The following is a 17,608-nucleotide window of genomic DNA, read 5'->3' on the forward strand; positions in this document are numbered from 1 at the left end:
GGGCCGCCCACTTCGTTGGGATGAAAAAGGGGGGTAAATTAATTAGTCAGAGAAAGGGGACATCGCTCATGACGCGTGTCATCAGTGAGGTTGAGCAACTGGCGTGCGACGGCCTCAGCATGTGTGGCAACCTGCGGCAGGCCCATTAATTCACCAAAACGTCCGCGCGCCGCAGGCCCGACCACATACAGATGAGGATTCGCCTGGCCCTTGGGGTTTAGCGTCTGTGACCGGGCATTGACATGAATTCCCAGCGCCAGCGGATCGGACTGAATAACGCCATCCTGAGCCAGCTGGTTGAGTAACGCATCGCGCTCAATCAACGCGCCATGCGCAGGACCGGTGGTGACGATGATCTTGTCCACCTCCAGCGCCTGTACGCCGCCGAAACGCGGTTGCAGGCTGAGCCTGACGGCAGAGGGCAACGCCGCCGCCGCGGTCAGTCGTGCGGCGAGCACGCGGAGTGTGCCGCTGCGTTGGTGGTGCTTTAACACCTGCCCAACCTGGGGGGCAATCCGATAACGGTGAACGTCCCACCATGGCCGCAGATGCCGCAGGAAACGCCGTTGTTCATCCAGCGACAGGCTTTGCCAAATCGCCTGACCGTTGTGACGGACCTCATCGAACACCACCTGCCACGGGATGTGCCTGGCCGCCGCCTGGCGAATTTCCTGTCTGATCCGGCGTAGCCAGGCGCGAACGCCCAGAGGTTTGCTGAAATCAATACCAAGATGCCAGCTGAAATTGTCCTCAGTGAGGCTGGAACGCGGAAGCTGACCGCGTCGGGAAAAGACGGTGACTGGCCCGCGATGTCCCTGACGGTCCAGGGTCGCAACCATGTCTGACATGGTTAAGCCGGTACCCACAATGGCAACCCGGTCGTCAGGCGCAATCTGAGACAGGGCACCTTCCCGCCAAGGATCGGCAATCAGTGCCGGGTGAGGTGCCAGCGAGGCCAGGGCTGAGGGAAGTTGAGGCGCGGGATGGCTGATGGCCAGTACCACGATATCAGCATCGAGATGTGCGCCGGATGCGGTGCTGACCGTACCTTGTCGCAGCGCAACGGCGCGGTCCTGCACATGCAACAGCTCAACAGGGGAATGCTGTTTTACTGCACTAAACTGTTCACTGACCCACTGGCCAAACTGCCTGCGCTGCGGAAAAACCGTGCCGTCGTGCCATTCAGCCGCCGCATCCCTGGCAAATGCGGCAGAGGCACGGAACCAGCGCTCAAAGCTGCCTTCCTCGTCGCCGGCGAGTTGCATACGCGAGGCGGGGACGTTGGTGCGATGCGCCGGGTCGGTGGTCGAGTAAGCTACGCCCTGGGCCAGCTGCGCGCGGGGTTCGATGACCGTGACGCGCAGGCCCGGGCCGCCCAGACGACCAAGATGAACGGCCAGCGCCGTTCCGCTGAATCCTCCACCCACAATGACAATATGCTGCTCGGACATACACTGCCTCTCTGATTAGCTTGCACTGGCCTGTTTTTCGGGACGACGGTCGCCTCCGATGGTTTCGCCAAAAGGACCGGTATTAACCGTGCGCTGTTTATTTCCCGCAGGGGTTGAAAGCGGCAACAGCGGCATCAGCAAATCGGCAACCCGGTGTGCTTCTTCGAGATGCGGATAACCGGACAGAATAAAGTTATCAATGCCCAGCGCCTGGTATTCCCGAATCCGTTCCGCGACCTGCTGCGGATTTCCCACCAACGCGGTACCCGCGCCGCCGCGTACCAGACCGACGCCAGCCCATAAGTTGGGACCGATGCGCAGTCCATCACGCGAGCCACCGTGGAGTGCGCTCATGCGAGCCTGTCCGGTCGAATCCATTCTGGCAAAGATTTTCTGGGCGGCGGCGATGGTGTCTTCATCCAGATGTGCGATCAGCTTATCCGCCGCGGCCCAGGCTTCTTCCTCGGTTTCCCGCACGATGACGTGCAGACGAATACCGTAGGAAAGCGTCCTGCCGCGTTCCTCTGCGCGCTTCCGCACCCCTTCAAGTTTAGCGGCAACCTGCGCTAAGGGTTCGCCCCAGGTCAGATAGGTATCAACCTGACGGGCTGCAACGTCAACCGCTTCATCGGATGAGCCACCGAAATAAAGCGGTGGACCTTCGGCCTGTACCGGTGGAAAGAGGATCTCAGCCCCTTCCACGTGAATATGTTCCCCGTGATAGTCCACTTTCTCTCCTTTAAGCAGGCGGGAATAGACATCAAGAAACTCACGGGTGACCTGATAACGTTCAGCGTGGCTGAGAAAAATGCCGTCGCCCTTGTTTTCAACCGGATCGCCGCCGGTCACCACATTGATCAGCAAACGTCCTTCAGACAGACGATCCAGCGTAGCCGCCATGCGGGCCGCCAGGCTGGGTGGCTGCAATCCCGGCCGGACGGCTACCAGATAGCGAAGCTGTTTAGTAATCGGCACCAGCGCAGAGGCTACCAGCCAGGCATCTTCGCAGCTTTTTCCAGTGGGAATTAAAACGCCATAGAAACCCAGATTATCGGCGGCAAGGGCTACCTGTTGCAGATAGGGCAGGTCTACCGCTCTGCCGCCCTGGGTGGTTCCCAAATAACGCCCGTCACCATGTGTCGGTAAGAACCAAAAAAGATTGATGTTTTTTTCAGCGGTATCAGGCATTAGCAGATTCCTTTATAACGATATTTGAAATTGGCAATTAGAAAATTCATTTTCAGTTATATAGCTCTAAGCAGGATACGTGCCAACAGGTTAAGTGTTTTTTATTTTTTAATATCAATAAGATAGGTTTTTATTGCGGCGGCGGCGGCTGCTGCAAATGCAGCAATATGTGAAGGATACTGCTGTATTTGCAGCAAATCACGCTGGGCAGCGGCTCGTTTCTGGCCGCAACAAGGGATATCTTTAGCGCTCTCTCACTCACTCAGCAGGAACGCGCTATGCAACACGCTGGCCCCGATTTAATTGACCCTGCTTCCCTGGCGTTCAGGCATATTCTGGATCAGCTGGCGCCCACGGACGCGACCGTATTAATCATTGGTGAAACCGGCACTGGCAAAGAGGTGATGGCGCGCTATCTGCATCATCACAGCCCGCGCCGCCATGCGCCCTTTATGGCAGTGAACTGCGGTGCGCTAACGGAGAGCCTGGCAGAATCAGAACTCTTTGGTCATGAGAAGGGGGCATTTACCGGCGCGACCGACCGTCATCGTGGCTGGTTTGAGGCCGCGCAGGGCGGGACGTTACTGCTGGATGAAATCGGCGAGCTGAGCCTGCCCCTTCAGGTCAAACTGCTTCGCGTACTGCAGGAAAGGGAAATTACCCGCGTGGGATCTTCTCGCGCAGTAAAAGTTGACGTCCGGGTGATTGCCGCGACGAACCGCGATCTGACGACTGCGATAGCCGAGCGGCGGTTTCGCGAGGATCTCTACTACCGGTTAAACGTCGCCAGCGTTGCCTTGCCGCCGCTGCGCCAGCGGTGTGAGGATATCCCGGTTCTGGCTAACTATTTTCTGCAAAGCTATGCGCGCCGACTGGGGCGACCGCAGCTGCGCCTGAGCGACGAGGCAATGGAAACGCTCAAGGCCCATTCATGGCCAGGGAATATACGGGAGCTGGAAAATACATTACATAACGCGGTGCTGCTCTGTGAAACACCGCAGGTAGAACCACAACAGCTGCGGCTGGGCACGGTTACGGGCACGGGGCGGGTACAAAAGCATGATGCGCTTGATGATTTTATTCGCCAGCAGATCCAGTGCAGTGACACGCCACTTTATCCCCGCGTCATTGAGGCACTGGTGAGAAATGCCTATGAACTAAGCCAGGGCAACCAGTTACAGGCCGCGGCGTTGCTGGGGATTAGCCGTAACAGCCTGCGTACGCATCTTGGCCATTACGGCATCATCAAGCCGCGTCGCAGCCTGACGTCAACCCTTCGCACCGCGTCAACAACGGGCGCGCAGGAGCGCGAGTTGCGAATTGGTTATCAAAAGTTTGGCAACCTTGGCATCCTCAAAGCGCGCCAGCAGCTTGAACAGCAGCTCGCCGGGCAAAACGTCAGCATCCTGTGGAGCGAATTTCCCGCCGGGCCTCAGCTGCTGCATGCGCTGAGCAATCGGGAAATTGATTTTGGCACCACCGGCGAAGTACCGCCTTTATTTGCCCAGGCCAGTCACTGTTCTCTGGTGTACGTTGCCTGGGAGCCGCCCGCGCCACAAAGCGTGGCGCTGCTGGTGGCTAAGCACAGTCAGATAAACCAGATGGCAGACTTAAGAGGCAAACGTATTGCCGTAAATAAAGGTTCCAACGTGCATTTTCTGCTGCTGCAAATCCTTGATGAGGCGGGGATGACGCCAGAGGACGTGCGGATTGTGTACGCGCCGCCTAAATACCCGCTCACGCCCAGCGATCTGAATGCCGTTGATGCATGGATGATGTGGGATCCTCTGCTGAGCGAGGCAGAAAAAGGGGAACAGCTCCGGGTCATTGCCGACGGCGTAGGACGGGTGAATAACCATCAGTTCTACCTTGCCGATCGCCACTTCGCGAACCAGTCTCCAGACCTTTTAGAAATACTGGTAACCGCGCTGGAGCAGACGGGGCGCTACATTGATGCCCATCCTAAAGAGGCCGCCGGGCTGCTGGCCGGGGAGCTAGGGATGTCTGATCGCGCGCTGCGCCTGGCGCTGGCCCGGCGGAGCCACCAGACGCAACCAATGAATCTGGCGATCATTCGGGAGCAGCAGAGAATCGCGGATCGTTTCTACGCGCTGGGCCTGTTTCCCCGCGCGATTAACGTACGTGACGCGGTGTGGTCGCAATGACGTTTTATGACTAAAGATAGAAGTTTTACGCATTAAGGCGTTGAGGCCTGGTTTGCTATGTTGCGCTGACGACAACACCACTCAGGAAAGAGACATGAAAAAAATTATATTCAGCGCACTGCTTGCGGTCGCGCACATTAGCAGCATCGTGACGGCACACGCAGAAGAGAAACCCAGGGTAGTGAATATCGGTTTTCAGAAAGCCAACATTTTTGCCTTACTGAAATACCGGGGCACGCTCGACAGTGAATTCAAAAAGCAGGGGATTGCCGTGCACTGGGTGGAATTTCCGGCGGGACCGCAAATGCTGGAAGGGCTCAACATAGGCAGCATCGATCTGGCCGCAACGGGTGATGCGCCGCCAACTTTTGCGCAAGCCGCGCAGGCTGACCTGGTTTATCTGGGCCATTCACCGGCAAATCCACAAACCGAAGCCATAGTGGTGCCTGCGGATTCGACGATAAAAAGTGTCAAGGATTTAAAAGGCAAGCGCGTCGCCCTGAACAAGGGATCGGATGTGAATTATCTTCTGGTATCAGCCCTTGAGCAGGCGGGGCTAAAATACAAGGATATCACGCCGGTTTATCTTCCTCCTGCTGATGCGCGAGCGGCTTTCCAGCGAGGCGCTGTAGATGCATGGGTCATCTGGGACCCTTACCTGGCGGAAGTAGAAACCACCGCCGGCGCGCGGCTGCTTAAAAATGCCGAGGGGCTGGTACCGCACTACACCTTTTATCTGGCCAGCCGCAAATTTGCGGAAGGTCATCCAGACGAGGCCAAAGAGGTTCTTTCAGAGCTGCAAAAGCTGAGCAGCTGGGCCAATAAAAACCAGGGCGAAGCCGCGAAAATTCTGTCTGGCTCGACTGGCCTGCCCGAACCTATCTGGCAGCGCGCGCTGGCTAGAATGCCCTTAGGGGCCGAGCGGATGACGCCGGATGTTTTCAAAGAGCAGCAGGCACTGGCAGATAAATTTACACAAATTGGTTTATTGCCGGTGAAGGTCGATGTCCGCAGCGCGACATGGTCGCTGGATAAAAAGTAACGGGTGAATGTGTTAAAGGGCCTGCCGGGTAGACCGGTAGGCCTTTTGTATTGGTGGGGGATACATTTCGTAGCGCGTAATTTTTTGGGGAGCGGCTCGCACTTCGCGTACGCAAGGCGTGAACAGGTGAGTGGGGAATCTGAATCGCTGATAGTGTGGGCGGGTGTTATTCATGGCCAGCGGTAATGGCGATGCGCACCGATTGGATTTCTTACTTTTTTACAAATAGCTTCAGATCCATTTGGACGTAAGACCAGGGGCCTTTGGCTTGTGAAGTGTAGTAATCATTACTATAATTCTCGCCATAACGAAAAGGGACTTTTCATGGGTTTTACGCTTTATGTTCATAAACGTTTTGACAGAGTGTTTAAAAAAACGCGTCTGACAGACAGCGTCCTGTGTTACGCAGAAGGTGACGTTATTACTGGCGTGTTTGAGGCTGACTTAGGCGGTGGCGTTATTAAAAAGCGTCTTGCTCTTCACCAAGGCAAGCGTGGCGGCGTGCGAACGGTCATCTTCTTCAGACAAGGCACCAACCTGGTTTATTACGATGGATGGGTTAAAAACTTGTCGAGGAAATACGCCAGGGAAATCGATGAAGATCAGCTGGATACCTACAGGGATGTGGCAAGAATGTTTTTCCGTGCAAATAGTGAAGTGATGAGCCTGCTCGTCAGAAGCGGAATGGTCAGAGAGGTTAAATGTAATGAAAACTGAACCCGCCGAATTGAGTGAACTACTTGAAGATGCGAAAGCGTTTCACGCGTTAGGACTGGCAACAGATGAAGAAGTGGAGTCCATAGCAAAGCGCGCAAAAAATCGTGAACTCCGTGCCCGTATTGCATCAGTAAAGCCCATGACAGCAACTGAAATCAAAGACGTGCGCATGCGTTGGGGAATGTCGCAATCGCTTGTGGCGCTCTCATTTGGCATGACGGTCGATAGCGTATCGAAATGGGAGCGAGGTGAAATCACACCGAGCCCACCGGTGATGCGGATGCTGCAACTCCTTCGCGATAACGGCCCTGAACTCTTTACCTCTAAGCATGAAGGTATCTAGACGCCGAACCCCGGTCGGGGCTTCTCATCCCCCTCGGCGCAGAATATGCAAAAAAAAGTCCAGAGGTTAGTCTGGACTCTTCTTTGAATGTGGCGGTGAGAGGGGGATTCACTCGCTGCGCTCGCCCTTCGGGTGGCCTGCGGCCATGCAAAACGGCGGGCCGTTTTGTCGAACCCCGGTCGGGGCTTCTCATCCCCCTCGGCGGAGAATATATAAAAAAAAAAGCCTGAACGTGAGTTCAGGCTCTTCTTTGAATATGGCGGTGAGAGGGGGATTCACTCGCTGCGCTCGCCCTTCGGGTGGCCTGACGGCCATGCAAAACGGCGGGCCGTTTTGTCGAACCCCGGTCGGGGCTTCTCATCCCCCTCGGCGGAGAATATGTAAAAAAAAGCCTGAACGTGAGTTCAGGCTCTTCTTTGAAGATGGCGGTGAGAGGGGGATTCGAACCCCCGATACGTTGCCGTATACACACTTTCCAGGCGTGCTCCTTCAGCCACTCGGACACCTCACCGCAAATTGTTGCTGACCGCGCTGGGTCAACGGGGCGCTACTATAGGGAGTCGGCCTGAAACGGTCAAGCACTATTTTTCTCTTTTTTTCTATTCGCTTAAGCTCTGAACGAATCGCGTTAAGGCTGCGCAAATCGCGTTTTTTTGGCGCCAAAAACGCGATATTGCACAGCGTAACAGAAGGGGAGATTCGCTGGGTTGCCTGAGCTTACTGCGCGCTTTTTACGCGGTTGGCAAAACTCTTGCGCAGCTTTTGCAGTTTGGGGGGAATCACCGCCATGCAGTAACCGTTTCGCTGACCGGCGCCTTCCCAGTAATCCTGATGATAACCTTCAGCGGGATACCAGGCTTTTAACGGTTCAATGGTGGTCACAACAGGCTCAGCATGATCCTGTTGGGCACGCGCGATGGCCGCTTTGGCTTCGGCTTCCTGCTCCGGCGTCTCAACAAAAATCGCGGAACGATACTGTGTACCGATGTCATTGCCCTGACGATTGAGCTGGGTCGGATCGTGGGTCGCAAAGCTGATGTCCAGCAAATCGCCATAGCTGATCTTTTCAGCATCAAAACCAATACGAATGGCTTCGGCATGACCGGTTGCGCCGCTGCACACCTGCTCGTAGGTGGGATTAGGGCGCGCACCGCCGGTATAACCACTTTCCACTGACTCAACGCCGATCACATCTTTAAAGACCGCTTCTGTACACCAGAAACAGCCGCCTGCGATCACTGCATATTGGATAGCCATAAAATTACTCCTGTCTGGTCTGAAGGAAAGAGGTGGGGATGAGATCGATCGTTTTCAACGTCACACAAGGCATTTCAGGCCGTTGCCAGGTTTTAGCGGGGTGATGGCATGGCGTGAGATGAATGATTTAGCGTAGCAGGGATCGATCGCCTGCGCCTGGCGGGCAGCCTGAAGGCGCGGCAGGTTAATGTTTCCTTAATATAAGGAAGCGATACTGCATAAAACATCACTGGAGAGATCGATGAAAACCCCCACCGTATCCGTCAGTTCTGTTCCGTCTCGCAGCCTCAGCGAATATCTAGCCGTGATTATTGCCGCCGGCACAGTGATTGCTTTTCTGGTCTGCTGGTTCAACGGCTAAATCACGCAGTAGCGAAGTTTACCCTGGCGCGGCAGCCTGAACGATCTGGGCGATTTTCCAGCAGGAATTGTCCGCCATGGAGCTGGACAATCCGGCTGACAATGCTCAACCCCAGGCCAATGCCGCCGTAGCCGGTATCCATGCGTACAAAGGCTTTACTCAGTTCACCGCGCATACTTTCATCAATGCCGTTCCCTTCATCCTCAATGATGAGCGACAGCCCGGCTGTTGCCTCAATACGCACCGTAATGTTTCCGCCCGATGGACTGTAGCGATGAGCATTCTCTACCAGGTTACGCAGTAGCATTCTCAGCAAGATGGCATCGCCCTTCACCCGGAACATGTCCTCGACCTCCAGGGTCAGTGTCTGCTCGCGCGTCTCCAGCATTGCACTCAACTCAGCCTCCATCGGCAGGATGACTTCCTCTACTATCTCAACATTCTGATAACTGCCAGAGGTGAACTGCTGACCTGCACGCGTGAGTTGCAACAGTTGAGAGACATTGCCAGACATCTGATCAAGCCGCTGTAATAACGGTTGTGTATCGACGGCCTGGTTGCGCTGTAACAGTTCAAGATGTAAACGCAGCCCAGCGAGCGGCGTACGCAGTTCATGAGCAACATCGGCAGTAAAGAGGCGTTCGCGTTCAAGACTGGCGGTTAACCGCGCAACAAGTCGGTTAATGGACTGCGTGACGGCATCAATCTCCTGAACGGAGCCTTCAAAGATAATCGGCTCCAGGTTCACCTCACTCCGGCTTTCCAGCTCATGCTGCAGTTGATAAAGCGGGCGCGTAATCCATCTTACCGCCTGATAGCACAGCAGTAGCGTCAGGCTAATCATGACCAGGCTGGGCAGCGCCAGGCTCAGGATGGCTTCACGGACCTCTTTATCCACGTGCTTATCCATGTTGCGGTTAAGCAGGTTGGCTTCCACCAAAAACTGCACCTGCTCTTTACTCTCATGCCAGAGCCAGGCCACGCTGATCAACTGAAAAAACAGCATGATCATGCCAATCGTGAGCATCAGCCGGAAACGCATGGTATTGCCAGAACGGTAGGGATTCATTCGGGTGATGACTCGTTTTCTGTGCGCGGCTGAGATAAGGCATAGCCAAAACCGCGAACCGTTCGGATCGTGGCTTTGCCCACTTTGTCGCGCAGGTTATGAATATGGACTTCCAGCGTATTGGTGGAGGGCTCATTATCAAAGTTGTAGATGTCCTGATACAGCAACTCACGGTGAACCGGATGGCCTGCTTTCAACATCAATCGGGACAGAATGGAAAACTCTTTGGGCGTCAGGTCGAGCAGCACGTCATCCAGATGAATCTGGCGGTGAGTCATATCCAGTGACAGATTACCCACTTCGAGGCGGGAATCGCCCTGGTTGACGTGACGCCTGATCAGCGCGCGAATCCGTGCCAGCAACTCATCCAGCGCAAAAGGCTTAATCAAATAGTCATCAGCGCCGGCATCGAGTCCGGCTATGCGCTCTTCAATGGTATCGCGTGCGGTCAGGATTAAAACGGGCTGCATCTGCTTTTGACGACGCAGGCGTTGCAGTAAATGCAGGCCGTCTTCGTCCGGCAGGCCGATATCCAGCACCACCAGGCTGTAAAGTCCGCTGGCAAGGTGGGCTTCGGCAGAACGGACCGTTGAAACACCATCGCACACATAGCCTGCACCTTCCAGCGCCAGTACCAGCCCCTGAAGTAGCAGGGCATCGTCTTCAACAATCAATATTTTCATAAGTTCTGAAACCCTTTACGAATCGGCGCTGGCAGTGAGACAGGCAGATAAAGCGTGTTTGAGTCCCCATCGTGTGGGTGAACAGGACAAGCGCCCCGGGGCTATTGTGACCGAAAGCAACGTAAACGCCTATTGCGTCAGGGAATCTCAGCCTATTAATCGATGGCAAACGACGCGTAACCTTTACCGAATGCCGCGATAACGCTGAGAGACTGCCTGACGCAATGCCACATTCAGACGAATGGCAACGCCGTATGACGAAAACCTTGCCAGGGCAATAAAGCTGTCGCGATATAGCAAAACATAAAATGCCGCATTGCCAAAAGGACGTAATCAGTAATAGGGGAAAGCGACGCCCAAAAAATGATTTCATACGGAAAGGAATTATTAATCCAGGACGCATGGAAAGTCATTAATTACTATTACCACCGATTAAAAAGCGTTCATGAAACCAACAAAATACCGCCCATCCGTGTACGCGCGAATGAGTTGACAATAATTTTAAACAGTCTGCTGATTAAAGATTAAGAAAACCTTAAATAGGGCCATTTATTACACTTTTATTTCATTGCTGAGCGCTTGATAAAAAGACGGTAAGCGCTCAGGGATCGGTCCGGGCCAGTCCAGGGCATTGGAAAGCGAGACGGCTGGCACAGGAAATGCATATTCCTGGCAGAACGAAATTTAGCGACTACACTTTATGGGGCGACAATAGCAGCCAGCGGATTTATCAGCATCAAAACACATTTGTTTTTTGAGAAAGGGTTGTTGAATTGCAGGGTTTTACCACGCAGTCTCCTTACTTCACATGGCCTTGAGCCAACCTCTTGCTGAAACGTCCTCTGCTGTGATGTCCTGATGATGAACCTATTTACAGGAGAAGACACGTGACCCAGATGGCAGATAGTGATGCCTCATTTCCGTCATTGAGCGGCGGTCTGTATGCCTTCTTTTTTGATGTCGATGGCACGCTGGCAGCGATTCAGTCCCAGCCCGATGCTGTTTTCATTCCAGAAAATGTCGTCGCAGAACTGCAACGGCTCTCATCGTTATGCCATGGCGCAGTGGCGCTGGTTTCTGGCCGACCTGTCGAACAACTGGATGCGCTGGCGGCGCCTCTGCGGGCACCGGCAGCCGGCGTGCATGGAGCTGAACGGCGCGATGCGACAGGCGAACTGCATCGGGTGACTTTGCCAGATGATGTTGAACGTCCGCTCAAACGCCTGCTTGAGGAGGCGATGGAGCAGTGGCCGGGTACGCAGTTGGAAGCTAAAGGCATGGCTTTCGCGCTTCATTACCGTCGCGCGCCGCAGCACGAACAGGATGTTATGCAACTGGCTCAGGCTGCGGTGGCGCGTTTTAACGGTCTTGCGCTGCAACCCGGCAAATGCGTTGTAGAAATCAAACCCACCGGGATTGATAAAGGCGCAGCCGTCCATAAATTTATGCAGGAAGCCCCATTCTCAGGCCGTATCCCGGTGTTTATCGGGGATGACCTGACCGATGAGAAAGGATTCGCTGCGGTGAATGCCCTGCAGGGAATCTCTATAAAAGTGGGGGAAGGCCCCAGTCAGGCGCATTATCGTTTACATGACGTTACGGATGTCTATGCCTGGCTTGAAACAACACGATTACAATTAGAGCAAGACAACATTGGTAAGGAGTGTAGGTTATGAGTCGTTTAGTGGTTGTATCTAACCGTATCGCCATGCCAAATGGGAACAAAACCGGTGCTGGCGGCCTGGCCGTCGGCATTCTGGACGCGCTGAAGAGCACGGGCGGACTCTGGTTTGGCTGGAACGGTGAGATCAGTGAGTTTTCAGGTGAAGAAGAAAATCCGGTATCGGTAATGGAACATGACGGTATTGAATATGCCTCTTTCCCTCTGAGCCAGAACGAATACGATCTTTACTACTGCCAGTTTTCAAACACCGTTATCTGGCCCGCCTTTCACTACCGGTTAGACTTAGTTCAGTTCCAGCGCGAAGCCTGGGAAGGCTACTGTGAGGTCAATGATGCGGTCGCGCAGCGATTAAAGCCGCTGATTAAGCCGGATGACATTCTGTGGATCCACGATTACCACTTTTTACCTTTCGCCGCTGCATTGCGTCGGGCTGGCATTAACAACCGTATCGGCTTCTTCCTGCATATTCCTTTCCCTACGCCGGAAATTTTCAACGCGCTGCCTCCTCATAAGGAACTGCTGGAGATGCTGTGCGAATACGATCTGCTAGGCTTCCAGACAGAATCAGATCGTGTGGCTTTCCTCGATAGTGTCAGCCAGTTGACCCAGTTGCAGAATAAGGGTGACAAGAAACACCGCGCCTATGGCAATACCTTTATGACCGAGGTCTACCCGATAGGGATTGAACCCGACAGCATTAAAGAGATGGCTGAAGGGCCGTTGCCACCGAAGATGGCCGCGATGAAAAAAGAGCTGGGCGATGCCCGCAACATCATCGCCTGTGAGCGTCTGGACTACTCCAAGGGGTTACCAGAACGTTTCCTGGCTTATGAGGCGCTGCTGGAAAACTTCCCTCAGCATCACGGCAAAATTCGCTATTCCCAGATTGCGCCCACGTCACGCGGTGATGTGCAGGCTTACCAGGATATTCGTCATCAGCTTGAAACGGAAGCAGGGCGCATTAACGGTAAATACGGGACACTGGGCTGGACGCCGCTGTACTACCTTAACCAGCACTTTGACCGTCGTCTGTTGATGAAAATCTTCCGTCTGACCGACGTGGGGCTGGTGACGCCGTTACGTGATGGGATGAACCTGGTTGCGAAAGAGTATGTTGCGGCACAGGACCCGGATGATCCGGGCGTACTGGTACTGTCCCGCTTTGCCGGTGCGGCGAATGAGCTGACCTCGGCATTGATCGTGAATCCCTATGACCGGGATGAGGTGGCCGCTGCGCTGGACAAGGCCATTACTATGCCGCGCACGGAAAGAATTTCTCGCTATAACGATATGATGGCCGTTCTGCGTAAGAACGACATCACCGCATGGCGCGAAAGCTTCCTACGCGATCTCGAAAAGATTGCGCCACGTAGCGCCGATCATGGAATGGCGAATAAAGTGGCCACATTTCCAAAACTCGCCTGATGCCGCAGCAAGCCAGGGATGGCTTGCTGTTTGCTGTTTGTCGTATTTGACCCTCGCTTGCCGTCTGCAAACTCTCCTTATGTTTTAATCAGTTACCCTTAACTCAAAGGCGGTCCTGTACCGCTGCAGGACACTATTCCGGCACTTTTGCAGTCAAAATGACCCATTAAAATGTCAAAACACTATTTTTACCTGGTTAAGCTAAAGTTTTGGCGATCCGGGCCGATACTCTTAGTGCACAAAACTATCTTGCCTGCAATTCATTCACGTTATTAATGTAACTCCTTGTTACATCGACGATCACCCTCTAAACACCTTGCTGTCACCCTTTACAACGGATTGCCAGAACGCGCCTAATCCCCATCGCCTGCCGGACATGGCTGTTGCCCCTTACTCTGCAGTAAAACGCTAACTGACTAATTTAAAAACAAATAATTGTTTCTGCTGGCAGCACATTCCACTGCTTTTATGGTTTTGAATGGTTCTAAATAGGGTACAAATTGCATTCGTGAACATAAACCTGACCTCAACGGTCTGATTTGGCTTTTGCGGCCGTTTTGTTGCTAATTAAGTCCTGGTTAGGACAAATCCCTACAAAAAAAACGTAATTTCGCTCAAAAAACACACAGTCAAAATGTGATCATAAAGTATTTCTGAAGAAAAAAGGCTAAAAAGTGTGACCTGTGTCACACTTTATCCAAAATTTCACTGAACTGTCGTTGTATGTGAGGATCAGACGATATAGATTTGCCTTGTTTTCGGATTAGTCTTAAAAAATGTATGAAGGCCTCACGGAAGAAGGTTGAAGACTTAAGAATAAGGTGGACTGAAAAAATTGACTTCTGACCCAAAACACAGGGTCGTAAAAAGAAGCAGCACTCAGAACCATTTGCCTTTTATGTTTAATTATTTTTGCCATCTTTAGATTTACCAACCAGCAGCTCGATACGCAGAGATGTTATCTGCGGTAAGTTACGTCGCGTCTCTCAGGATGGAAAAATGGGTACATCTGAATTACTAAAACATATTTACGATATCAACTTGTCATATTTACTGCTCGCGCAGCGATTAATTAACCAGGAAAAAGCTTCGGCAATGTTTCGCCTCGGGATTGATGAAAAGATGGCAGATGCGTTGTCAGAATTAACCTTACCTGAAATGGTAAAATTAGCTGAGACCAATCAACTTGTGTGTCAGTTTCGTTTTACCGATAGCACCGTTATTAATCGCCTGACGCAGGAATCTCGCGTGGATGATTTGCAACAGATCCACACCGGGATTTTGTTATCCAGCCGTTTATTACGCAGCGCGTCTAAAGACGCCGCGCCTACTAAAAAGAGGGCGGTATAATGGGTGAAAAAAGTATTGTTCAGGAAGCGCGCGATATTCAGCTCGCCATGGAGCTGATTACCCTGGGTGCGCGGTTACAAATGCTGGAAAGCGAAACGCAGCTGAGCCGCGGTCGCCTGATTAAACTGTATAAAGAGTTGCGTGGTAGTCCACCACCTAAAGGCATGTTGCCTTTCTCTACTGACTGGTTCATGACGTGGGAACAAAATATTCATGCTTCCATGTTCTGTAACGCCTGGACTTTCTTACTGAAAACCGGTTTGAGCAAAGGTATTGATGCGGTAATCAAAGCCTACCGCCTCTATCTTGAGCAGTGCCCGCAATCGGACGAGGGCCCGCTGTTGGCGCTGACACGCGCCTGGACCCTGGTGCGATTCGTCGAAAGCGGTATGCTGGAATTATCGGATTGTAAAAGCTGCAACGGCAGCTTTATTAATCATGCACATCAGCCTGTTGGCAGCTTTGTCTGCAGCCTGTGCCAGCCACCATCACGTGCCGTAAAAAGACGTAAACTTTCTGCAGATACTGCCGATATCTTTCCACAACTGCTGGATGAACAGGTTAAACACGCCGTTTAAATTTGTTCGCAATGTGGAAGTCATCCAGCAGCGGTTAATCCCGCTGCTTTTTTTTTGCCTCCACGTGGTGAACATCACCTGGGTTTCTGGCTTAACGTCGACCAACACGTTACGGACGTAAGGATTTTTTGTGCTGATAATTTTAGGTTACATCGTTGTATTAGGTTCCGTGTTGGGCGGATACGCTTTAGTGGGCGGCCATCTTGGCGCGCTTTACCAGCCTGCAGAACTGCTGATGATCGCCGGGGCGGGCGTCGGTGCGTTTCTGGTGGGCAACAACGGTAAATCGATCAAGAAGACCCTGAAGGCCCTGCCGCTCCTGTTTCGTGGCTCGAAATACAACAAAGCGGTCTATATGGATTTGATGGCGCTGCTGTATCGCCTGATGGCGAAATCACGCCAGCAAGGCATGTTGTCACTGGAGCGCGATATTGAAGATCCCGCTCAGAGCGAAATTTTTGCTAATTATCCCCGCATCTTAGCCGATAAACAGTTAGTAGATTTCATCACTGACTATTTACGCCTTATGGTCAGTGGCAACATGAATGCCTTCGAAATCGAAGCATTGATGGATGAAGAGATTGAAACCTACGAACACGAGTGTGAAGTTCCTGCGCAAAGTATCGCAGCAGTGGGCGATGGCCTGCCGGCTTTCGGTATCGTCGCCGCGGTGATGGGCGTAGTGCATGCCCTGGCGTCAGCCGACCGCCCAGCCGCAGAGTTAGGTGCGCTGGTTGCCCATGCAATGGTGGGAACCTTCCTCGGGATTTTACTGGCATACGGTTTTATTTCGCCGCTGGCGTCAGTGTTACGTCAGAAATGTGCAGAAACAACCAAGATGATGCAGTGCGTAAAAGTGACGCTGCTTTCAAGCCTGAACGGCTATGCGCCACAAATCGCCGTCGAGTTTGGCCGTAAAACGCTTTACTCCGCCGAGCGTCCTTCGTTCAGTGAACTGGAAGAGCACGTACGCAACGCGAAGAACCCGGCTAAACAGACTTCGGATCAGACCTCATGAAACATGGCAATCGCCCAATTGTGCTGATTAGAAAGCGCAAACATAAGAAACATGAAGGAGGGCATGGTTCATGGAAAATCGCTTATGCCGACTTCATGACGGCGATGATGGCATTTTTTATGGTGATGTGGCTGCTGTCGATCGCCAGCCCACAGCAGTTGATTCAGATAGCGGAATATTTTCAGACGCCCTTAAAAGTGGCGCTGACGGGTGGACAACGCAGCAGCGACAGCAGCAGCCCTATCCCGGGTGGCGGTGACGACCCAACGAAGAAAGAGGGTGAAGTTAAGAAGGTTGTGGATATGGATGCGCAGAAACGCAAGCTGGATGAGATTCGCCTCAACCGGTTACGTGAAAAGCTCGACCAGCTGATTGAAGCCGACCCGCGCCTGAAAGCACTGCGTCCGCATTTGATCATCAACATGGTGGAAGAGGGGCTGCGTATTCAGATTATCGACAGTCAGAATCGCCCAATGTTTAAAACCGGCAGCGCAGAAGTTGAACCTTATATGCGCGACATTTTGCGCGCGATTGCCCCGGTTCTGAACGACATTCCAAACCGAATCAGTATCGCGGGGCATACGGATGATATTCAGTACGCCGGTGGTGATAAAGGCTACAGCAACTGGGAGCTCTCTGCTGACCGCGCCAATGCGTCACGTCGGGAACTGGTGATTGGCGGGCTGGATGGTGGAAAGATTCTTCGTATTGTCGGCATGGCTGACACGATGAAACTGAAAAACCGCGGGGGGGATGATGCCGTGAACCGCCGTATTAGTTTGCTGGTGTTGAACCACGATACCGAAGCCGCCATTGAGAAAGAGAATGCTGAAAGTGATGCCGTGCAGGTTAGCGATCCGGCTGCGTTTGAGAAAGTTACCGAACCTTCAGCCTCCATCGGTACAGCAGCAGATAAAGCGGGTGCAGTGAAAACCGCAACCTCAGCACCGTCCGCCTCGGCAGGCGGTGCGATGAAAACGACAGCGTCTTCGCCGTCCGCCCCGGCGAACGGCACAGTGAAAACAGGCACTTCCACGCAGCCCGCGTCTTCAGCGGGTGCGGTGAAAACAGCAACGTCCGCACAACCAGCGTCTTCGACTGGTGCGGTAACAACCGTATCTCCCGCGCCGTCAGCCTTATCGACGGGTACGGTGATAACAGTAACCTCTGCACCGCCAGCGTCATCGGCTGGTGCGGTTAAAACAACCTCCGCGCCGTCAGCTTCGTCGGCTGGTGCGGTCACTACAGCAGCCCCCTCACAGCAGAGGTGATTCCCG

Annotated in this window: 15 protein-coding genes, 1 tRNA gene and 2 other RNA genes; 10 read left to right on the forward strand and 8 right to left on the reverse strand. The window is 53.2% G+C overall.

Annotated elements, in window-relative coordinates:
• Nucleotides 1–38 precede the first annotated feature (38 nt).
• Together P9J57_RS08885 and ssuD are read right to left on the reverse strand one after the other, a co-directional pair.
• Nucleotides 39–1,451 carry an FAD/NAD(P)-binding protein gene (locus P9J57_RS08885; RefSeq protein ID WP_013026121.1) on the reverse strand — a complete coding sequence of 471 codons (1,413 nt, stop codon included), beginning with the start codon at nucleotides 1,449–1,451 and terminating at the stop codon, nucleotides 39–41.
• Nucleotides 1,452–1,466: 15 nt separating this feature from the next.
• Nucleotides 1,467–2,639 (reverse strand): FMNH2-dependent alkanesulfonate monooxygenase, encoded by a 1,173-nt coding sequence (gene ssuD, locus P9J57_RS08890; protein ID WP_013026120.1) that lies wholly within the window; start codon nucleotides 2,637–2,639, stop codon nucleotides 1,467–1,469.
• Between the two features lie 278 nt (nucleotides 2,640–2,917).
• On the opposite strand from ssuD, the gene P9J57_RS08895 reads away from it, so the two are divergent.
• The 4 genes from P9J57_RS08895 to P9J57_RS08910 all read left to right on the forward strand — a co-directional run bounded on the left by P9J57_RS08895 (nucleotide 2,918) and on the right by P9J57_RS08910 (nucleotide 6,906).
• Nucleotides 2,918–4,804, forward strand: coding sequence for an aliphatic sulfonate ABC transporter substrate-binding protein (locus P9J57_RS08895; protein ID WP_483279477.1), 1,887 nt, complete (start codon nucleotides 2,918–2,920; stop codon nucleotides 4,802–4,804).
• 94 nt (nucleotides 4,805–4,898) lie between these two features.
• Nucleotides 4,899–5,846, forward strand: coding sequence for a sulfonate ABC transporter substrate-binding protein (locus P9J57_RS08900; RefSeq protein ID WP_015700094.1), 948 nt, complete (start codon nucleotides 4,899–4,901; stop codon nucleotides 5,844–5,846).
• 324 nt (nucleotides 5,847–6,170) lie between these two features.
• The gene (locus P9J57_RS08905; RefSeq protein ID WP_041457680.1) at nucleotides 6,171–6,563 is read left to right on the forward strand and encodes a type II toxin-antitoxin system RelE/ParE family toxin; all 393 of its coding nucleotides are present in this window, start codon (nucleotides 6,171–6,173) and stop codon (nucleotides 6,561–6,563) included.
• Nucleotides 6,553–6,906 carry a helix-turn-helix domain-containing protein gene (locus tag P9J57_RS08910; RefSeq protein ID WP_013026116.1) on the forward strand — a complete coding sequence of 118 codons (354 nt, stop codon included), beginning with the start codon at nucleotides 6,553–6,555 and terminating at the stop codon, nucleotides 6,904–6,906. Before P9J57_RS08905 ends, P9J57_RS08910 begins: the two co-directional genes overlap by 11 nt.
• 90 nt (nucleotides 6,907–6,996) lie before the next feature.
• Here P9J57_RS08910 and P9J57_RS08915 read toward each other — a convergent pair.
• The 6 genes from P9J57_RS08915 to pmrA form a co-directional block, all read right to left on the reverse strand.
• Nucleotides 6,997–7,120, reverse strand: a non-coding RNA gene (locus P9J57_RS08915) — RtT sRNA.
• 43 nt (nucleotides 7,121–7,163) lie between these two features.
• Nucleotides 7,164–7,288, reverse strand: a non-coding RNA gene (locus P9J57_RS08920) — RtT sRNA.
• Between the two features lie 41 nt (nucleotides 7,289–7,329).
• A tRNA-Ser gene (locus P9J57_RS08925) sits at nucleotides 7,330–7,417 on the reverse strand.
• A 206-nt stretch (nucleotides 7,418–7,623) separates the two neighbouring features.
• On the reverse strand, nucleotides 7,624–8,163 hold the full coding sequence (gene msrA / locus P9J57_RS08930; protein ID WP_019105771.1) for a peptide-methionine (S)-S-oxide reductase MsrA: 540 nt from the start codon (nucleotides 8,161–8,163) through the stop codon (nucleotides 7,624–7,626).
• 362 nt (nucleotides 8,164–8,525) lie between these two features.
• Entirely contained in the window at nucleotides 8,526–9,593 is a 1,068-nt protein-coding gene (gene pmrB, locus P9J57_RS08935) for a two-component system sensor histidine kinase PmrB (RefSeq protein ID WP_013026114.1), read from the reverse strand.
• The gene (gene pmrA / locus P9J57_RS08940) at nucleotides 9,590–10,276 is read right to left on the reverse strand and encodes a two-component system response regulator PmrA (protein ID WP_029568859.1); all 687 of its coding nucleotides are present in this window, start codon (nucleotides 10,274–10,276) and stop codon (nucleotides 9,590–9,592) included. The genes pmrB and pmrA overlap by 4 nt, the downstream gene beginning before the upstream one ends.
• 887 nt (nucleotides 10,277–11,163) lie before the next feature.
• Here pmrA and otsB point away from each other — a divergent pair.
• From otsB to motB, 6 genes are all read left to right on the forward strand, one after another.
• Nucleotides 11,164–11,952 carry a trehalose-phosphatase gene (gene otsB / locus P9J57_RS08945; protein ID WP_078828734.1) on the forward strand — a complete coding sequence of 263 codons (789 nt, stop codon included), beginning with the start codon at nucleotides 11,164–11,166 and terminating at the stop codon, nucleotides 11,950–11,952.
• Nucleotides 11,949–13,385 (forward strand): alpha,alpha-trehalose-phosphate synthase, encoded by a 1,437-nt coding sequence (gene otsA, locus P9J57_RS08950; RefSeq protein ID WP_013026111.1) that lies wholly within the window; start codon nucleotides 11,949–11,951, stop codon nucleotides 13,383–13,385. The genes otsB and otsA overlap by 4 nt, the downstream gene beginning before the upstream one ends.
• A gap of 999 nt (nucleotides 13,386–14,384) precedes the next feature.
• Nucleotides 14,385–14,735, forward strand: coding sequence for a flagellar transcriptional regulator FlhD (gene flhD, locus P9J57_RS08955; protein WP_006120236.1), 351 nt, complete (start codon nucleotides 14,385–14,387; stop codon nucleotides 14,733–14,735).
• Nucleotides 14,735–15,313 carry a flagellar transcriptional regulator FlhC gene (flhC, locus tag P9J57_RS08960; protein ID WP_013026109.1) on the forward strand — a complete coding sequence of 193 codons (579 nt, stop codon included), beginning with the start codon at nucleotides 14,735–14,737 and terminating at the stop codon, nucleotides 15,311–15,313. Before flhD ends, flhC begins: the two co-directional genes overlap by 1 nt.
• 130 nt (nucleotides 15,314–15,443) lie before the next feature.
• Nucleotides 15,444–16,331, forward strand: a complete 888-nt coding sequence (gene motA, locus P9J57_RS08965) for a flagellar motor stator protein MotA (protein ID WP_006120238.1) — start codon at nucleotides 15,444–15,446, stop codon at nucleotides 16,329–16,331.
• The gene (motB, locus tag P9J57_RS08970) at nucleotides 16,328–17,602 is read left to right on the forward strand and encodes a flagellar motor protein MotB (protein WP_013026108.1); all 1,275 of its coding nucleotides are present in this window, start codon (nucleotides 16,328–16,330) and stop codon (nucleotides 17,600–17,602) included. The genes motA and motB overlap by 4 nt, the downstream gene beginning before the upstream one ends.
• Nucleotides 17,603–17,608: the final 6 nt, after the last annotated feature.

It is taken from the genome of Pantoea sp. nfd-35 (assembly GCF_056892255.1).